Annotated in this window: 13 protein-coding genes; 10 read left to right on the forward strand and 3 right to left on the reverse strand. The window is 59.9% G+C overall.

Translation table 11 applies throughout. From position 1 onward, the window contains the following. Nucleotides 1-47 precede the first annotated feature (47 nt). Nucleotides 48-524 carry a hypothetical protein gene (locus AB5I78_RS15550; RefSeq protein WP_369303085.1) on the reverse strand — a complete coding sequence of 159 codons (477 nt, stop codon included), beginning with the start codon at nt 522-524 and terminating at the stop codon, nt 48-50. 173 nt (nt 525-697) lie between these two features. On the opposite strand from AB5I78_RS15550, the gene AB5I78_RS15555 reads away from it, so the two are divergent. The 10 genes from AB5I78_RS15555 (at nt 698) to AB5I78_RS15600 (ending at nt 10,173) form a co-directional block, all read left to right on the forward strand. Beyond that, the gene (locus tag AB5I78_RS15555; protein WP_369303086.1) at nt 698-1,318 is read left to right on the forward strand and encodes a LysE family translocator; all 621 of its coding nucleotides are present in this window, start codon (nt 698-700) and stop codon (nt 1,316-1,318) included. An 82-nt stretch (nt 1,319-1,400) separates the two neighbouring features. Next, entirely contained in the window at nt 1,401-2,510 is a 1,110-nt protein-coding gene (locus tag AB5I78_RS15560; RefSeq protein ID WP_369303087.1) for a hypothetical protein, read from the forward strand. 51 nt (nt 2,511-2,561) lie between these two features. Beyond that, nucleotides 2,562-2,948 carry an ester cyclase gene (locus AB5I78_RS15565; protein ID WP_145161078.1) on the forward strand — a complete coding sequence of 129 codons (387 nt, stop codon included), beginning with the start codon at nt 2,562-2,564 and terminating at the stop codon, nt 2,946-2,948. A gap of 15 nt (nt 2,949-2,963) precedes the next feature. Next, nucleotides 2,964-4,001 (forward strand): helix-turn-helix domain-containing protein, encoded by a 1,038-nt coding sequence (locus AB5I78_RS15570; RefSeq protein WP_369303088.1) that lies wholly within the window; start codon nt 2,964-2,966, stop codon nt 3,999-4,001. Between the two features lie 110 nt (nt 4,002-4,111). Continuing rightward, complete coding sequence (locus AB5I78_RS15575; RefSeq protein WP_106579039.1) at nt 4,112-4,573, forward strand: hypothetical protein; 462 nt, start codon at nt 4,112-4,114, stop codon at nt 4,571-4,573. Between the two features lie 81 nt (nt 4,574-4,654). Beyond that, nucleotides 4,655-5,137: a VOC family protein gene (locus AB5I78_RS15580; RefSeq protein ID WP_369303089.1), complete on the forward strand. Its 483-nt coding sequence runs from the start codon at nt 4,655-4,657 to the stop codon at nt 5,135-5,137. A 230-nt stretch (nt 5,138-5,367) separates the two neighbouring features. Next, nucleotides 5,368-6,345 carry an alpha/beta hydrolase gene (locus AB5I78_RS15585; RefSeq protein ID WP_369303090.1) on the forward strand — a complete coding sequence of 326 codons (978 nt, stop codon included), beginning with the start codon at nt 5,368-5,370 and terminating at the stop codon, nt 6,343-6,345. A 283-nt stretch (nt 6,346-6,628) separates the two neighbouring features. Next, nucleotides 6,629-7,492 (forward strand): 4-hydroxy-tetrahydrodipicolinate synthase, encoded by an 864-nt coding sequence (gene dapA, locus AB5I78_RS15590; protein ID WP_369303091.1) that lies wholly within the window; start codon nt 6,629-6,631, stop codon nt 7,490-7,492. Nucleotides 7,493-7,633: 141 nt separating this feature from the next. Continuing rightward, nucleotides 7,634-9,010 carry a cystathionine beta-synthase gene (locus tag AB5I78_RS15595; protein WP_119740089.1) on the forward strand — a complete coding sequence of 459 codons (1,377 nt, stop codon included), beginning with the start codon at nt 7,634-7,636 and terminating at the stop codon, nt 9,008-9,010. Next, nucleotides 9,007-10,173, forward strand: coding sequence for a cystathionine gamma-synthase (locus AB5I78_RS15600; RefSeq protein WP_369303092.1), 1,167 nt, complete (start codon nt 9,007-9,009; stop codon nt 10,171-10,173). The genes AB5I78_RS15595 and AB5I78_RS15600 overlap by 4 nt, the downstream gene beginning before the upstream one ends. Nucleotides 10,174-10,339: 166 nt before the next feature. Here the strand turns inward: AB5I78_RS15600 and AB5I78_RS15605 are convergent, their stop codons facing one another. Both AB5I78_RS15605 and AB5I78_RS15610 read right to left on the reverse strand, forming a co-directional pair. Next, on the reverse strand, nt 10,340-12,538 hold the full coding sequence (locus tag AB5I78_RS15605; protein ID WP_145161088.1) for an OsmC domain/YcaO domain-containing protein: 2,199 nt from the start codon (nt 12,536-12,538) through the stop codon (nt 10,340-10,342). A 155-nt stretch (nt 12,539-12,693) separates the two neighbouring features. Beyond that, a complete protein-coding gene (locus AB5I78_RS15610; RefSeq protein ID WP_369303093.1) occupies nt 12,694-16,197 on the reverse strand; it encodes an AAA domain-containing protein in 3,504 nt (1,167 codons plus the stop codon). Nucleotides 16,198-16,215 lie beyond the last annotated feature (18 nt).

The following is a 16,215-nucleotide window of genomic DNA, read 5'->3' on the forward strand; positions in this document are numbered from 1 at the left end:
TTTAAAACCAGACGCTGTCGCCAGCCGCAACACGGCGTGGCCGAGCGCTATTGCAACGCGTGACTGAGGTGACGCCAACCGCGGCGCACATTTGGGCACGCCTTGCGCTTGAGCCTGTTGTACCAGCGCATGATATGGCCATCGCTTGGCTCACGCGGCAGGTCGAAAACCTGCTCGGTACCTTGTGCAAAGCGCACATGCACCTGCTGGCCATCTTCGTGCAGGTTTTCAACGCTGTCGCCAAACCGGTATGTGACCCGGTCCTTGCTGTGCTGGATCAACAGCTTGGCGAGTTCGCCACGCAGCATCTCCAGTTCAGCGATCGGCCCTGCGCCGTCAAAGCCGTTCACGCCGATGAAAGCTTTTGTCCGGTCGTTGCGGTCAACGAACGCGATGCCTTGTTCGTGGGTTGTATTCGCCCGAATCGGTTCCTCCAGGCCCATGCGCTGCACGACAACACGGCCCGCACCCCGCACGTCGATAGTCTGCCCGCCATCGCGAAAAGCCGGTGCCCTTTCAGCCACCGTGACGTGTGCGCCCTGCCGGGACAACCACTAGGAACTAACATTTATGCCGGATTGTAATGCTCGCTATTGGCATAGGCCGGTCCGCTTGTGTCCTTCACTGCAACGCGCGGATTGTCCAGCCGCCTCAACTGCCCTTATCCTCAACGCTCCCCGCCCAACCCGGAGCCGCCATGGACCTTGCCACGCTCGCCCTCTTCCTCCCCGCCTGCTTCGCCCTGAACATGGCGCCAGGCCCGAACAACTTGCTGTCGGTCAGCAACGCCACCCGCTACGGCTATCGCACGTCTTGCCTCGCCGGTGTTGGCCGCTTACTGGCCTTCGCCGGCATGATCGCCCTCGCCTCGGCGGGCCTGGCGGTGGTGCTGCAAACCTCGGAGTTGTTGTTTTACGCGATCAAGATTCTGGGCGCGGCGTATCTGTTTTATCTGGCGTTTCAGTTGTGGCGGGCTAATCCGCAGACAGAGGCTGAATCGGCGACGGAAAAGGTGGGGTTATGGGCGTTGGCGCGTCAGGAGTTTCTGGTGGCCGCGGGCAACCCAAAGGCTATCTTGATCTTCACGGCCTTCCTGCCGCAGTTCGTGGTGCCAGGCCAGCCGATCACGCCACAATTTGCGCTGCTGGGCGCGATGTTCCTGGTGCTGGAATGGATCGCCATCAGCGCCTATGCCTACATGGGCCTGCACATGCGTCGCTGGTTTGCCGAGCCGCGCGGTAAACGAATTTTCAATCGATGCTGCGCGGGGTTGTTGTCGGCAGCGGCAACGGTGCTGTTGATGGCGCGTCGCGCTTGAGGTCGCTGCGAAACAGCGAGTGATGCCATCGCTCGCAAGCGCCGCTACACTGCCCACCTGCACCTCACGAATGGATTCGATATTGCGCCGCTTCGCCCTACCCCTCGCTTTACTGTGCTTTGGCCTGCTGGCCTATTGCTTGGTCGCCTTGGCGATCAGTCTGTGGCGCAGCCCCCACAGCCCCACACTGTTGATTGGCGCCTTCTACGACGAAGGCATCATCGTCGATAAAAACCCGGTCAAGGCCGCAGAGTGGTATTTGCGCGCGGCGGAAAAAGGCGAGACCTTCGCACAGTTCAAAACCGGCTTTTTTTACTTTTTCGGGCGCGGTGTGGCCGTTGATCACCGCAAGGGCCTGGAGTGGATCACGCTATCAGCCGAGAAAGGCAACTCTGAAGCCCAGTTTTTTTTGGGGGATGCAAACTATGGCGGCGTGGAAATGCCGCGCGATAGCGCTCAAGCCGCGGTGTGGTATCGCAAGGCTGCGCTGCAAGGTCATGCCCGCGCCCAGCAACGGCTTGCCGACGCCTATTTCAGAGGCATTGGCGTTGAGCAAAGCGACCGCAAGGCATTCTTCTGGGCGCGCAAAGCCAGTGCGCGTGGCGATGCTGAGGGCCAAACGCTGTTGGCGACCTTTTATTTCACGGGCGTAGGCACGCCGAAAAACCCTCAGCAAGGCATCCAGCTGCTGACCCAGGCTGCCCACTCAGGCAATAGCGAAGCGTACGAATGGCTCGGGATGGCCAACCTGAATGGCATCGGCACTCCCAAAGACGTACCCGCCGCCATTGGGTGGTATACCCGCGCTGGCGACGCGGGCCGGGCCAAAGCGCAGTACATGCTTGGTTATCTGTACAGCAGCAGCGGTGCAGTGCCGGCAGACTATCCGACGGCGAACCGATGGCTGCTCAAGGCCGCGACACAAGGGTACGCTGTCGCGACGGCGACCCTCGCCATGCATGTGGATATGGGAAAGGGCTTTGAACCTAACAAGCTCAAGGCATGCGGCCTCGTGCGCGTGGCGCTGAATCAAAAGCTGTCCGAGTACGAGGACTATTTACGCGGCCAGCTTGAGCGTGAGGAAAAAGCCTTGTCCGCAGAACAACTGGCCGACGTCGCGGCGCTGGAAGCCCTCTATTCAACGCCGCAAGGGCTTGGGCAATTGCTGGGTGATATAACCAGCGCGCCGTAGGCACACACAAGGGCAAAGTCGATGAGTGCTTTTCAAAAAGGAGAACACGCCATGACCCGAAACCAGCTCGCCGACCTTTACCGAGGGTATATCGACTGCCTCAACCGCCAGGGCTGGGAGCGCCTCGGCGATTTCGTGCACCCGCAGGTAACCTACAACGCCACCCCCGTCGGCCTTGCCGGCTACCGCGCGATGCTGGAGCGGGACTTTCGCGAGATCCCCGACCTGGTGTTCCGCATCCAACTGCTGGTCGCGGATCCGCCCACCGTCGCCAGCCGGTTGAACTTCCACGTCACGCCCAAAGGTGAATTTTTCGGCTTGCCGATCAACGGCAAGACGGTGACCTTCGATGAGAACGTATTCTACGAATTCGTCGACGGGAAGATCGCGCACGTGTGGTCCGTGATCGATAAGGCGGCGATCAAACAACAGCTTTAATGGATGGAGCCGCTTGTGGAGAACCCGCTTTTCACCTTTACCACCCAACCCTACCCGCCGCGCCAACGCTTTGAAGTGTGGCGCGAGGAAGTGAATGCGATCTTCGATATCACCATCAGCGAGCCTGAATCCGCCGCCTTCAATTACCGCCTGGCCACCGGTTACCTGGGTTCGTTATTGATGGGCTGCGGTGCCTGGGACGGTGCCGGGGAGCCTGTGCCGTATCGGGTCAAGCGCTCCACACAAATGATTCGCCGTGACAGCCTCGACCACTACTACCTCTGCCTGGGCCTGACTCACACGATTAATGGCACAGCAGGCCGCACCACGCTGGCGGCGGGTAACGCGCAGATTTACATGCTGGACCTGGCCCGTGAACTCGATTGCCTGATCACGGCTGGCGATACCGTGATCCTCACCATTCCTCGCGACTTGCTGGCGCAAAGCCTCGGCTACAAAGACGTGCATGGCCAGGTGCTGCAGGGCGGCTTGAGCGAGCTGCTCGCAGACCATATGCGCGCGTTGCAACAGCGCCTGCCGCGCCTGACACCCGATGAAATCCCGCACGCCCAACAGGCGACGCTGGCCATGGTATCGGCAGCTTTGGCGCCGACAGTGGCCAACCTGCAAACCGCCGAGCAAGCGATCGACCACACCCTGTTCAACCGCGCCCGGCGCTTGATTGAACAGCACCTGCGCAGCCCGGAATTGTCCCCGGTTTTCCTGTGCAAACACTTGGGTATTTCGCGGGCGCAACTGTATCGGGTGTTCAGCCAGGAATCCGGCGTGTCGGCATATATCCAGCAGCGCCGGTTGAACCGCGCGCGGGTGATTATCCAGAGTGATACCGGCGCGCGGCAGCGGGTGTCGGGGCTGGCCTTCCAGTTCGGCTTCAAGAGTGATGCGCACTTCAGCCGCACCTTCAAGCAAGCCTTTGGCTATTCGCCGCGCGAGGCCCGGGAGTTGAGCGCCGCTGCCCAGGCACCGGAGCGCGTGAGCCGCCACACCGGGTTCTCGTTACGCAACATCCTGGGGCAGATGAACGCGGTCTGAGACTCCCAGGCAAGTCATTGAGACGCGCAGACAGGAAGATTTTCTCCGCGTATTTTTCACCGTTTTATGATTGGCCGACGTTCCAGAGCCCTGACTAAACGGAGAAAATCATGGCCCGTCGTACTGTTATCGCAACGCTTGCCACCGCCCTCTTGCTGACGGGTTGCGCCAATGGCGTCAACGGCCTCAGCAGCTTGAACAACCTGTCATTGCCGGGTATTCAGGGCAAAGCCGGGCCGGATATTTCGCTGTTCGACACCACGTATGTCAGGACGCACATCATTTCTGGCAAGACCACCTCCCAACAGCTCAAAGCCCTGTATGGCGAACCGCAGGACCAGTCGATTTCATCCGACGGCACCGAAACCTGGAACTACGCGCCCTCCACCACCCAGAACGCGTCCATGCGCCACTTGCTCGGGCTGGTCTCCAACCGTATCCCCGGCAATACCTACGACAATGCCCTCGACACCCGGCGCACCGCCATCGACAACCTTGCACCGCAGCAACAGAGCCGCCGCCTGAACATCCACCTCAACAATGGCGTGGTCAGGGACTACAGCATTCTGTAACAGCACCGCCCGGCAGTTCTGCCGGGCGATTGCGCGCCAGTGTCTACACTCCACAGACCGGCAAGCCTGTGGAGAGCCGACATGACCCGCAAAAATACCCTGTGCCTCTGGTACAACGGTACCGCCCTGGACGCCGCGACGTTCTACACTTCAGTCTTCCCGGACAGCGTTGTGCAGGCCGTGCACCGTGCGCCCGGCGACTATCCGGCAGGCAAACAGGGCGACGTGCTGACGGTCGAGTTCACGGTCTTGGGCCTTCCCTGCCTCGGTCTGAATGCGGGGCCTGCGTTCCCTCATACCGAAGCGTTTTCCTTCCAGGTGGCGACGGACGATCAGGCCGAAACCGACCGTTATTGGCACGCAATCATCGACAACGGTGGCCAGGCCAGCGCATGCGGCTGGTGCAAGGACAAGTGGGGCCTGTCGTGGCAGATCTCCCCGCGCGTACTGACCGACGCAGTCACCCACCCCGACCCGGTGATCGCCAAGCGCGCCTTTGACGCGATGATGACCATGACCAAAATCGATGTGGCCGCCATTGAGGCTGCAGTGGCCGGGCGCTGACTCGTGTAGCAAGTGGGCTTGTCCTCGCGAGCGGGCTTATTGTGGCGAGCGGGCTTGCCCCGCGTTGGAGTGCGAAGCGCTCCCAATTCAACCGCCTCGGTATAACTGACAGATTCCATTAGCAGGTTCTGGGGCTGCTGCGCAGCCCAACGCGGGGCAAGCCCGCTCGCCACACCGGCCCACGTTCTGGCATCCTGCCCCCAAAGTCGTCGAATGCGAGCTGCAAGCCTATGAACCACGGCGTCAAACTTGACCCTCGCACGATCCCAGTGCCGCAGTCCATCAGCCCTCAAGCGCAGGCCACACTGCAACGCCTGGTCGGGGCTGACGGTGTGCCCCTCAATGCACTGCACGCGATGCCCACGCCCGAGGACCATGACGGCTGGCGCCGTCTGCAGGCCGCCGTGGCCCAGAACTACGCCAGCACCAACGCGGGGCAAGCGGCGTCGCTGCGGGCCAGCCTGCACACCATCAGGGTTGAAAACGCCAGCGTGCATGTCGCCACACCGGCGTCTGCCACGCCCTTTGCCTACATTGACCTGCACGGCGGCGCGCTGGTGTTCGGCGGCGGCCAAAACTGCCGCCTCGCGGCCGGCAGACAAGCCGACCTGCACGACGTGATCTGCTATGGCGTGGACTACCGCATGCCGCCCGATCATCCCTACCCCGCAGCGCTGGATGACTGCCTGGCTGTCTATCGGCACGTTCTCAAGCAACACGCGCCGCAACAGATCGTGATCGGTGGCCGCTCAGCGGGCGGCAACCTTGCGGCCGCCATGGTGTTGCGTGCGCGTGACGAAGGTTTGCCATTGCCAGCCGCGCTGGTGTTGCTGTCGCCGGAAGTCGACCTCACCGAGTCCGGCGACAGCTTCCAGGTCAACCGGACCGTCGACGTGGTGCTGCCCAATCCTTTGATGAACGTCAATCTGTTGTATGCCAACGGTGCGGACTTGTCTCACCCGTACCTGTCACCGCTGTTTGGCGATTTCACCCAGGGTTTCCCGCCAACTTTTCTGCAGAGCGGCACCCGTGATCTGTTCCTGTCCAACACCGTGCGCCTGCACCGCGCCTTGCGCCAGGCGCGGGTAACGGCGCAGTTGCATGTGTTCGAAGCCATGCCCCACGGCGGTTTCATGGGCGCACCGGAAGATGCGGAGCTGGCCGCCGAGGTCGCAGCATTTGTGCGTGAGCAGCTGAAGCGGGGTTGACACATTCCGTCACGTCCGCTGAAGATGGAGGCCTTATTCAGGGTGTGTCAGCGCATGTCTGCATCGTCTTTCGTTAACCTTTGTGCCATTGGCTTGATTGCCAAGGCGCAAGGTTGCGTGGCGCACGCCCTCAAATCGAAGAAACAGTCGCTCATGTGACCGGGGCGCGCTGTCCCGTCAGATGAGCTGACAGGACATTGAGCGCGACGGACCTCCCTCCCTTTGCACAATCCCTCTGCCCTTCTGACGGTGACTCCAGCGGTCAACCATCAGGAGAAAGTGCATGTCATCGTTTCAAGGTATCTGGGTTCCCGTGGTCACGCCGTTTCATGACGGCGCCATCGACTTCATCGGCCTGCGCCGGCTGGTCAGCCACCTGCTGGAAAAGCACGTGGCCGGCATCATGGTCTGCACCACCACCGGAGAAGCCGCGTCACTGAGCCGTCAGGAACAACTGGCCGTGCTGGATGCGGTGCTGCAAGTCGTGCCGGCGCAGCGCGTGGTGATGGGCCTGGCGGGCAACAACCAGCGTGAACTGCTGCAGTTCCAGAGCGAAATCCTCAAACGCCCGGTGGCCGGCTTGCTGGTGCCGGCGCCCAGCTATATCCGCCCCTCCCAGGCCGGCCTTGAAGCGTTTTTCCGCACGGTGGCCGACGCCTCCAGTGTGCCGATCATTCTCTATGACATTCCCTACCGCACCGGCGTGACCTTCGAACAGGCCACTTTGCTGAACATCGTCAAGCACACGCGAATCGTCGCGATCAAAGACTGCGGCGGCAACCTGGCGACTACCTTGGCGCTGCTCGCCAGTGGCGACGTGGAGGTGTTGTGTGGCGAGGATCTTCAAATCTTCAACGCGCTGTGCCAGGGCGCCAGTGGTGCGATTGCAGCCTCGGCCCATGTGCACACCGAAGACTTCGTGGCGCTGTACCAGCAGGTACGCGACAACCAGCTCACCGAGGCCAGGGCGACTTTTTTCAGGTTAATGCCCCTGATCAACACCCTGTTCATGGAGCCCAACCCCACGCCGGTAAAGGCTGCGCTGGCGATGCAAGGCTTGATCGCCAGTGAGCTGCGCGCACCGATGCAAACCGCCAGCACTGGCGTTATAGAGCGGTTGCAGCAGGTTTTGACGCGCAGCGTTTAAACGTCAACACGCGCTCATGCGCCAAAAAAAGACATCCAACGGACCGCCCGGTTGCGACCGGCGCGATCCCGGCCTATGTTCCAAGCCATGCTTTGCATTTTGCTGTCCCTCCCCTACGCCTCTTCCGTACCAGGTGACGACATGCCCACGCTTTCCCGCCCCGCCGTACTCGAACTGATCGGCAACACGCCGCTGGTCAAGGTCAGCCGATTTGATACCGGCCTGTGCACGCTGTTCCTCAAGCTTGAATGCCAAAACCCCGGTGGTTCCATCAAGGACCGCATCGGCCTGGCAATGATCGACGCCGCCGAACGCGACGGCCGCCTGCGCCCCGGCGGCACCATCATCGAAGCCACCGCCGGCAACACCGGCCTGGGGCTTGCGCTGGTCGGCCGGGCCAAGGGCTACCGCGTGGTGCTGGTGGTGCCCGACAAGATGTCCACCGAAAAAGTCCTGCACTTGAAGGCCATGGGCGCCGAGGTGCATATCACCCGCTCCGACGTCGGCAAGGGCCATCCCGAGTATTACCAGGACGTGGCTGCGCGCCTGGCCAAGGACATTCCCGGGTCATTTTTTGCCGACCAGTTCAACAACCCGGCCAACCCGCTGGCGCACGAAACCAGCACCGCGCCGGAAATCTGGGCGCAAACCCAGCATGACGTGGACGCGATCGTAGTGGGCGTCGGCTCGGCCGGCACCCTCACCGGCCTGACCCGCTTCTTCAAACGCGTACAGCCGGAACTGGCCATGGTGCTGGCCGATCCGGTGGGTTCGGTGATGGCTGAATACAGCCGCAGCGGCAGGATGGAAACGCCGGGGTCGTGGGCCGTGGAAGGCATCGGCGAAGACTTCATCCCCTCGATTGCCGACCTCTCCAGCGTGCGCCACGCCTATTCCATCAGCGATGAAGAAAGCTTCGACCACGCCCGCCAACTGCTCAAGGCCGAAGGTATTCTCGGCGGCTCGTCAACCGGCACCCTGCTCGCTGCTGCGCTGCGTTATTGCCGCGAGCAGACCGAACCCAAACGCGTGGTCACCTTCGTCTGCGACACGGGCACGCGTTACCTGTCCAAGGTCTACAACGACCAGTGGATGAACGACGCGGGCCTGCTCCAGTACAAACACTACGGCGACCTGCGCGACCTGATCGCCCGCCGCTTCGAAGACGGCCGCGTGATCAGCGTGAGCCCCGACGATACCCTGCTCACGGCCTTCCAGCGCATGCGCCTGGCCGATGTCTCGCAACTGCCGGTGCTGGTCGAAGGCCGCGAACTGGTTGGCGTGATCGACGAGTCCGACATCCTGCTGGGGTTGCACCATGACGCCGCCGACTTCTCCATGATCGTTGCCAGCGCCATGACCGACACCTTGCAAACCCTGGCCCCGAGTGCCAGCCTGGCCGAACTGCAGGCGGAACTTGATCGCGGCCTGGTTGCCATCATTGCTGACGCCTCAGGGTTTTATGGCCTGATCACCCGCGTCGACCTGCTTAATCACCTACGGAGATCCCTTGCATGAGTCAGCCCGATAAAAGCGCCTTTGCCACCCGCGTGATCCACGCCGGGCAATCACCCGACCCGACCACGGGAGCGCTGATGCCGCCGATCTATGCCAACTCCACTTATCTGCAAGACAGCCCCGGCGTGCACAAGGGCTTTGACTATGGTCGTTCCCACAACCCCACGCGCTTTGCCCTGGAACGCTGCGTGGCCGACCTTGAAGGCGGCAGCCAGGCGTTTGCCTTTGCCTCCGGGTTGGCGGCGATTTCCACCGTGCTGGAACTGCTCGATGCGGGTGCGCATATCGTCTCCGGCAACGACCTGTACGGCGGCACCTTCCGCCTGTTCGACAAGGTGCGCCAGCGCAGCGCCGGGCACCGTTTCAGCTTTGTCGACTTGAGCGACTTGCAAGCGTTCGAAGCGTCGTTGCAAGACGACACACGCATGGTCTGGGTCGAGACCCCGAGCAACCCGCTGCTCAGCCTCACTGACCTGAGTGCCATCGCGCGAATCTGCCGCGACCGCGGCATCATCTGCGTGGCCGACAACACCTTTGCCAGCCCATGGATCCAGCGCCCGCTGGAGCTGGGTTTCGACATCGTGGTGCACTCCACCACCAAATACCTCAACGGCCACTCCGACGTGATCGGCGGCATCGCCATTGTCGGCCACAACCCGGAGCTCGCCGAGCGCCTGGGCTTCCTGCAGAACTCGGTCGGCGCGATTGCCGGCCCGTTCGATGCATTCCTGACGCTGCGCGGCGTGAAAACCCTGGCGCTGCGCATGGAGCGCCATTGCAGCAATGCCCTGGAGTTGGCCACCTGGCTGGAACAACAGCCGCAAGTTTCACGGGTTTATTACCCAGGCCTGGCCTCGCATCCCCAGCACGAACTGGCACGCAAGCAGATGCGCGGGTTTGGCGGGATGATTTCGGTGGATTTGAACAGTGACCTGGCCGGCGCCACACGCTTTCTGGAAAACGTGAGGATCTTTGCCTTGGCCGAAAGCCTGGGCGGCGTCGAAAGCCTGATCGAACACCCGGCGATCATGACCCACGCCAGCATCCCGGCAGCAACGCGGGCGCAACTGGGCATTGGCGATGATTTGGTGCGCTTGTCGGTGGGCGTTGAGGACGTCGAAGACCTGCGGGCCGACCTGGCGCAGGCATTGGCTCTGATCTGACCCAGCATGCCCTGACAAGGAAGGTCCTAATGTGGGAGCGGGCTTGCTCGCGAAAGCGGTGGGTCAGTCAATACATCCGGTGACTGATACTCCGCATTCGCGAGCAAGCCCGCTCCCACAGGGTTTAGCGTCTGGCCCGAGGTGAAGTCAGCTCCCACAGAGGGCGTCAGGCTGAGGTGATATTCGCACGCGCCGCGTGCAGCTTTTTGTAGCTGTCGATCAAGCGCAAATGCCGATCCAGCCCTTCCAGCTTCATGCTGGTTGGCGTCAAGCCATAAAAACGCAGCGTGCCGTTGACCGAGCCGATCACCGCGTCCATGCGCTCATTGCCGAACATGCGGCGGAAGTTGGCCTCGTAATCCGCGAGCTCCAGGTCCTCGTCCAAGTGCATCTCCAACACCGCGTTCACCGCCTGATAGAACAGGCCGCGATCAACGGTGTTGTCGTTGTACTGCAGGAACATCTCCACGCACTCTTTCGCCTCCTCATATTGCTGCAAGGCGAGGTAGATCAGCAGCTTCAACTCCAGAATGGTCAGTTGGCCCCACGCGGTGTTGTCGTCGAACTCGATGCCGATCAAGGTGGTGATGTCGGTGTAATCGTCCAGCTCGCTTTCCACCAGGCGCTCAGCCAGTGCTTTGAGCTCGTCATCGCTGAGGCTGTGCAGGTTGAGGATGTCGGCCCGGAAAAACAGCGCCTTGTTGGTGTTGTCCCAGATCAGGTCGTCCACCGGATAAATTTCCGAGTAGTCCGGCACCAGGATGCGGCAGGCGGTTGCGCCGAGGTGTTCGTACACCGCCATGTAGGACTCTTTGCCCATGCCTTCGAGAATGCCGAACAGGGTCGCGGCTTCCTGAGCATTCGAGTCTTCGCCCTGGCCCGAGAAATCCCATTCAACGAACTCGTAGTCCGACTGGGCGCTGAAGAAGCGCCACGAAACCACGCCGCTGGAGTCGATAAAGTGCTCGACGAAGTTGTTCGGTTCGGTGACCGCGTGGCCTTCAAAGGTCGGCTGCGGCAGGTCGTTCAAGCCTTCGAAGCTGCGGCCCTGAAGCAATTCGGTGAGGCTGCGTTCCAGCGCCACTTCCAGGCTCGGGTGGGCGCCGAACGAGGCAAAGACGCCGCCGGTGCGCGGGTTCATCAAGGTCACGCACATCACCGGGAATTCACCGCCCAGCGACGCGTCCTTGACCAGCACCGGGAAACCCTGGGCTTCCAGGCCTTGAATACCGGCAAGAATTCCCGGGTATTTGGCGAGCACTTCAGCCGGTACGTCCGGCAGGGCGAATTCGCCTTCGATGATTTCGCGCTTGACCGCGCGCTCGAAAATCTCCGACAGGCACTGCACCTGAGCTTCGGCCAGGGTATTGCCCGCGCTCATGCCGTTGCTGAGGTAAAGGTTTTCGATCAGGTTGGACGGGAAGTACACCACCTCGCCATCGGACTGACGCACGAACGGCAGCGAAACAATGCCGCGTTCTTCATTGCCCGAATTGGTGTCGAACAGGTGCGAGCCACGCAGTTCGCCATCGCGGTTGTAGATTTTCAAGCAGTAGGCGTCGAGGATTTCAGGCGGCAACTCGTCTTTGCGGCCCGGCTGGAACCAGCGCTCATCCGGGTAATGCACGAACGGCGCGTTGGCCAACTCCTCACCCCAGAACTGGTCGTTGTAGAAAAAGTTGCAGTTAAGCCGCTCGATAAACTCGCCCAACGCCGACGCCAGTGCGCCCTCTTTGGTCGCGCCCTTGCCGTTGGTAAAGCACATCGGCGAGTGGGCGTCGCGGATATGCAGCGACCAGACGTTAGGCACGATATTGCGCCACGAGGCGATTTCAATCTTCATGCCCAGGCCCGCGAGAATGCCGGACATGTTGGCGATGGTCTGCTCCAGCGGCAGGTCTTTGCCAGCAATGTAGGTGCCCGCCTCAGAACTAGCACCAGGCATCAGCAACGCCTGGGCATCGGCGTCGAGGTTGTCCACCTCTTCAATCACGAACTCGGGCCCGGCCTGCACGACTTTCTTCACGGTGCAACGGTCGATGGAGCGCAGGATGCCCTGGCGGTCCTTGTCGGAGATATCCGCCGGCAACTCGACCTGGATCTTGAAGATCTGGTTGTAGCGGTTTTCCGGATCAACGATGTTGTTCTGCGACAGGCGAATATTTTCGGTGGGAATATTGCGTGTTTCGCAGTACAGCTTCACAAAGTACGCCGCACACAACGCCGACGAAGCCAGGAAGTAATCGAACGGACCCGGGGCCGAACCATCGCCTTTATAGCGAATGGGCTGGTCGGCAATCACCGTGAAGTCATCGAACTTGGCTTCAAGCCGAAGGTTGTCGAGAAAGTTGACCTTAATTTCCATGCGGGCACACCAGAACGAGCTAAACAAATTGGCCGCCATTATGAAGATTTTCGCCGGGAAGTCTCAGGGTTTTCCGAATTGGCTGCCGATCGGTGCCTCTTTGCATCGCTGCGTCAGCTGCTTGCAGCCCTCAGCTGACGTAGCGATGCATCAGGCTATAACGCTTGCGGACTCAGGCGCTGCGCAAGGCTCGTTCGGTTAACGATGAGTTCGTCTCGCACATCGGGCCCTCTATAAACCATGGACGTCTCATGGTGTATGTAATCACCCGAACGATCCGCGCTCAGCCAATTGAACGACCCGACACACAGCAATTCTTCATCGGCCATGACAATCTTGCTATGTACCTTGTTGACCACACGAACCTTCACATCACGGGATTTCAAAGCAGCTATGGCCTCCTTGAATTCTGCTACTTTGCCTGTATCACCATCGGGCTTACCGCGCTTGATATCAGTATTGAAGCGCAAGTCGGTATAGACCGTTACTTCGACACCACGCTTCACCGTCCCGCCCATGACGTCCAAAGCACCGCTTTCATGCATCCTGTGTAACTTAACCCACGGCGTCACTATCTGAACCTGGTGGCGGGCCATCTCCAAGGTACGCAACAGGAACCGATCATGTTCGGCAAACTCATGCAAATGGCTCAATCCGGTGCGCGTAGTGAGCAAATCGACCCTAGGCTGGAAATCAAACTTCAGCTCATTCGCCGCGTCACTGAGCAGGTAGAGGGCCAAGCGTCCGCGCGGTTTGCTGGCGGACACCTGGGTGAACAAGTCCATATCACCGAACACCAGGAAGCTATCTTTAGCCCGCGAAACAGCAACGTTCAGCATGCTGTCCCTGCGGTCTATAAAAGGACCATCGGCATGTTTGGAGTAAACCGCCGAAAAAATCACCACTGGCCGTTCTGCCCCCTGAAAGGAGTGAACAGTGCCGATGGTGACTTCACCGTCGCCTTTGCCGGTACGGATACCCAACGCTGAGCACGCCTCGATGATCGACTGAGTCTGTGCGCCGAAGGGGGTTATCACACCCAGAATCTCCCACAGTTCCTTCTTGTAGCGTTGTGTGAGTTCCTGTTCATTAGCCTTAATCCACGCGGCAATCGTCTGCGCTTCGAGCAGGTTGTGACGGCTACCGCCCTGTTTCTGCTGGCACCTGCCATCAATGTGCAGATAGCCGAGCCCAGGCAAGCCACCGTGCGGTTTTGCACCCCGGCGCGGTTCTAACTTGCCTTTGTAGCAAAGGGCATTGCAGTAATCGATGATCGAGTCATAGCAACGACGGTGTTCATACAAGTACATACCCCGGGCGAGGTCGCGATCGTAATGGTAACGGCTGGTCGACTGCGCAATTGACATGACACTGCCGTTGGCGGCACTGCGTCCGCTGTCGCAGAAGGCAGCGTAGTCATCATCCACCTTGTCCCGAGACAACAGGCCCGCGCTGATCAGGTTGCCGATGTCGACAGCAGCGGGAATCGACCAAATAGGTTCAATTTGCTGAGTATCACCAATGACCAACGCCTGCTTGGCCAATGCGAATGATGGCGCTGCGACCTCAGGCAAGACCTGACCAGCCTCGTCGACGATCAGCAAATCGACAAAATTCAATGCGTAATCATCAACAAAACCGTTGCCATCGTGGCGCTTGCAGTGCAGTTCTGCTGGTAGCCTGAAAAACGTAGCCACGACGCACGGTGTCAGCTTCATCCAGCGCCGCCAGTTCTTCTCCAAGGTCTTGCGACCCTTTTTGCCACGACTTTTAAGAATGTCTGGCAATTCGTCAGCGACTTCCATCAACCAACGTCCTTCCCAGTAATGCGTAGTGAGCAAGAAGATCTCGAAACGCAAAGAGGTATCCGCCCAACTGTCGCAATCATCAAATGTCACCTGTGCGGCCGCTTTGCCAGCAGCCTTCGGTAATACCGCGATGACCGTCTGCCAATTCGACACCTCACGTTGCACGCTCTGCATCAACTCGCGGACCTGCGCCAGTTGCGTTTCAAGTGGTTTCAACGCCTGGGCGGCCAGAGCAACAACGGCGGTCAACTGACGTTCGATCGAGCTGACATCGGCGGCTGCCTGCAGCGCGGTATCAGCTTCATCAACTCGCAACTTCGCCAGTCGAAGACGTTTAGCCGCGACTGGACCGAACCAGCTAAACAGCGAGTAGATCAATGGTTCATGAGCCAGGTAATGCTTGAAATCCTTGAGGCGGGCTTGCGCTTTGGCAAGCTGTTCGGCGTGGTTCGTGAGTTGGGCTTCAAGACGTGCGATCCCCGCCTGTGGATCATTCCCCAGCAGCCGTTGAACAGCGTTGCGGACAGCCACCAATGTTGCCCACCCTTTCTCAATCTCGGCGAGCTGGTGCTGACGCGTTCGTATCTCTGCCTGAAGTTTACTCACTGTATTCTTGACGGTAGGAACCGGCTCACCTGCAAATGCGATGGCGGCTTCGCCAAGATAAGCTTGCTGCGCTTTATCAAGATAGGCCTGTGACTCAAGTTCCTGGAAAAAGCTTTTGGTTTGATAGGTGCGGGCCATTTCCGCTTCTGCCGAGGACTTGGGGAAGTACGCCCCGAAGCTCTTGATGTCGGGTAGCCAGCGTCCCGCAAAGGGGCCGGTGCCCTCTGAGAAATCTTTACCGAACGCCTTGATGATGTTGGTGACAGCCTGGTTGTTCGTAGAACTGGCGACAATCACTGGCGGCTCATCACCGTCTACCGCAGCCTTGGCCCAGAGCGAGGCAACAACGGACAAGAGCAATGTGGTTTTACCGGTTCCAGGAGGCCCGTTAACGGCCAACACATCACCGCTCTCGCCGCAAAGCAGGTGCGCCAGGCTATCGCGTTGGGCGGGTGCTAACGCGTATTCGTCACCGGCATGCCCTAGCCGCCTGGCGAACAGGCTATTGGTGGGTAAACAGGGTTCGTCTGGTGTGGGTTCACGTTGAGCGAAACGATCAAACAAGGGCGCCGTGGGTTTTGCCTCTCGCAGATGATCATAGAGCGCGACGATATTGCGGCTAAAACCTTCTGCCTTTTGTTCCTTGAAAATAAAACAATAATTGACCGGATCAAAACCATCATCGACCCCATTCCAACCGTCGGAAACCGTGTGGAACATCTTCTTGCAGAACCGTAGATAGCTGATCCACTTTTCTTGATATTGATCGGCACTAAGCTCGCTACCGGCCGCAGGCAGATCCAGCTGTGGCGCTTGTTCTGCTGACAGAAACGTGTCGAGGTCGAACTGAGCACCGATGGTGAAATTATCGCGATCCAATGGATCAAGGATGTCGCGAGGCACCAGCGCCTGTGCAGTCGGATAAATACGCCCATCGCGGGTCACTGATACGCGGCACAGAACTGGAGTGATCCACGCGGGTAAACCATTGCGCGCCTGACGGTGTTCCAGGCGCGACTTGTACACAAAGGGGCGCAGGGTGACTTCAACGTGCAGCTGTTGGGCAGGCTCGCCCGCAAACAACAAGCTGAGCTGCTCATCAGGTACACAGCCCTTGGCTAACGCGTCAATGGGCAAAGCAGTATAGGTTTTGACTTGGCTCGGCGATAAGGCGCCATTGCCGTTTTCGGCATCGGCCAGTGAATTACGCCAATAATTTGCGAGCTTGGAAGAATAGTCGTTCATCGTCCTGATTCATGAAGG

The organism is Pseudomonas sp. N2-3-1-14, from assembly GCF_041228395.1.
Classification (GTDB): Bacteria; Pseudomonadota; Gammaproteobacteria; order Pseudomonadales; family Pseudomonadaceae; genus Aquipseudomonas.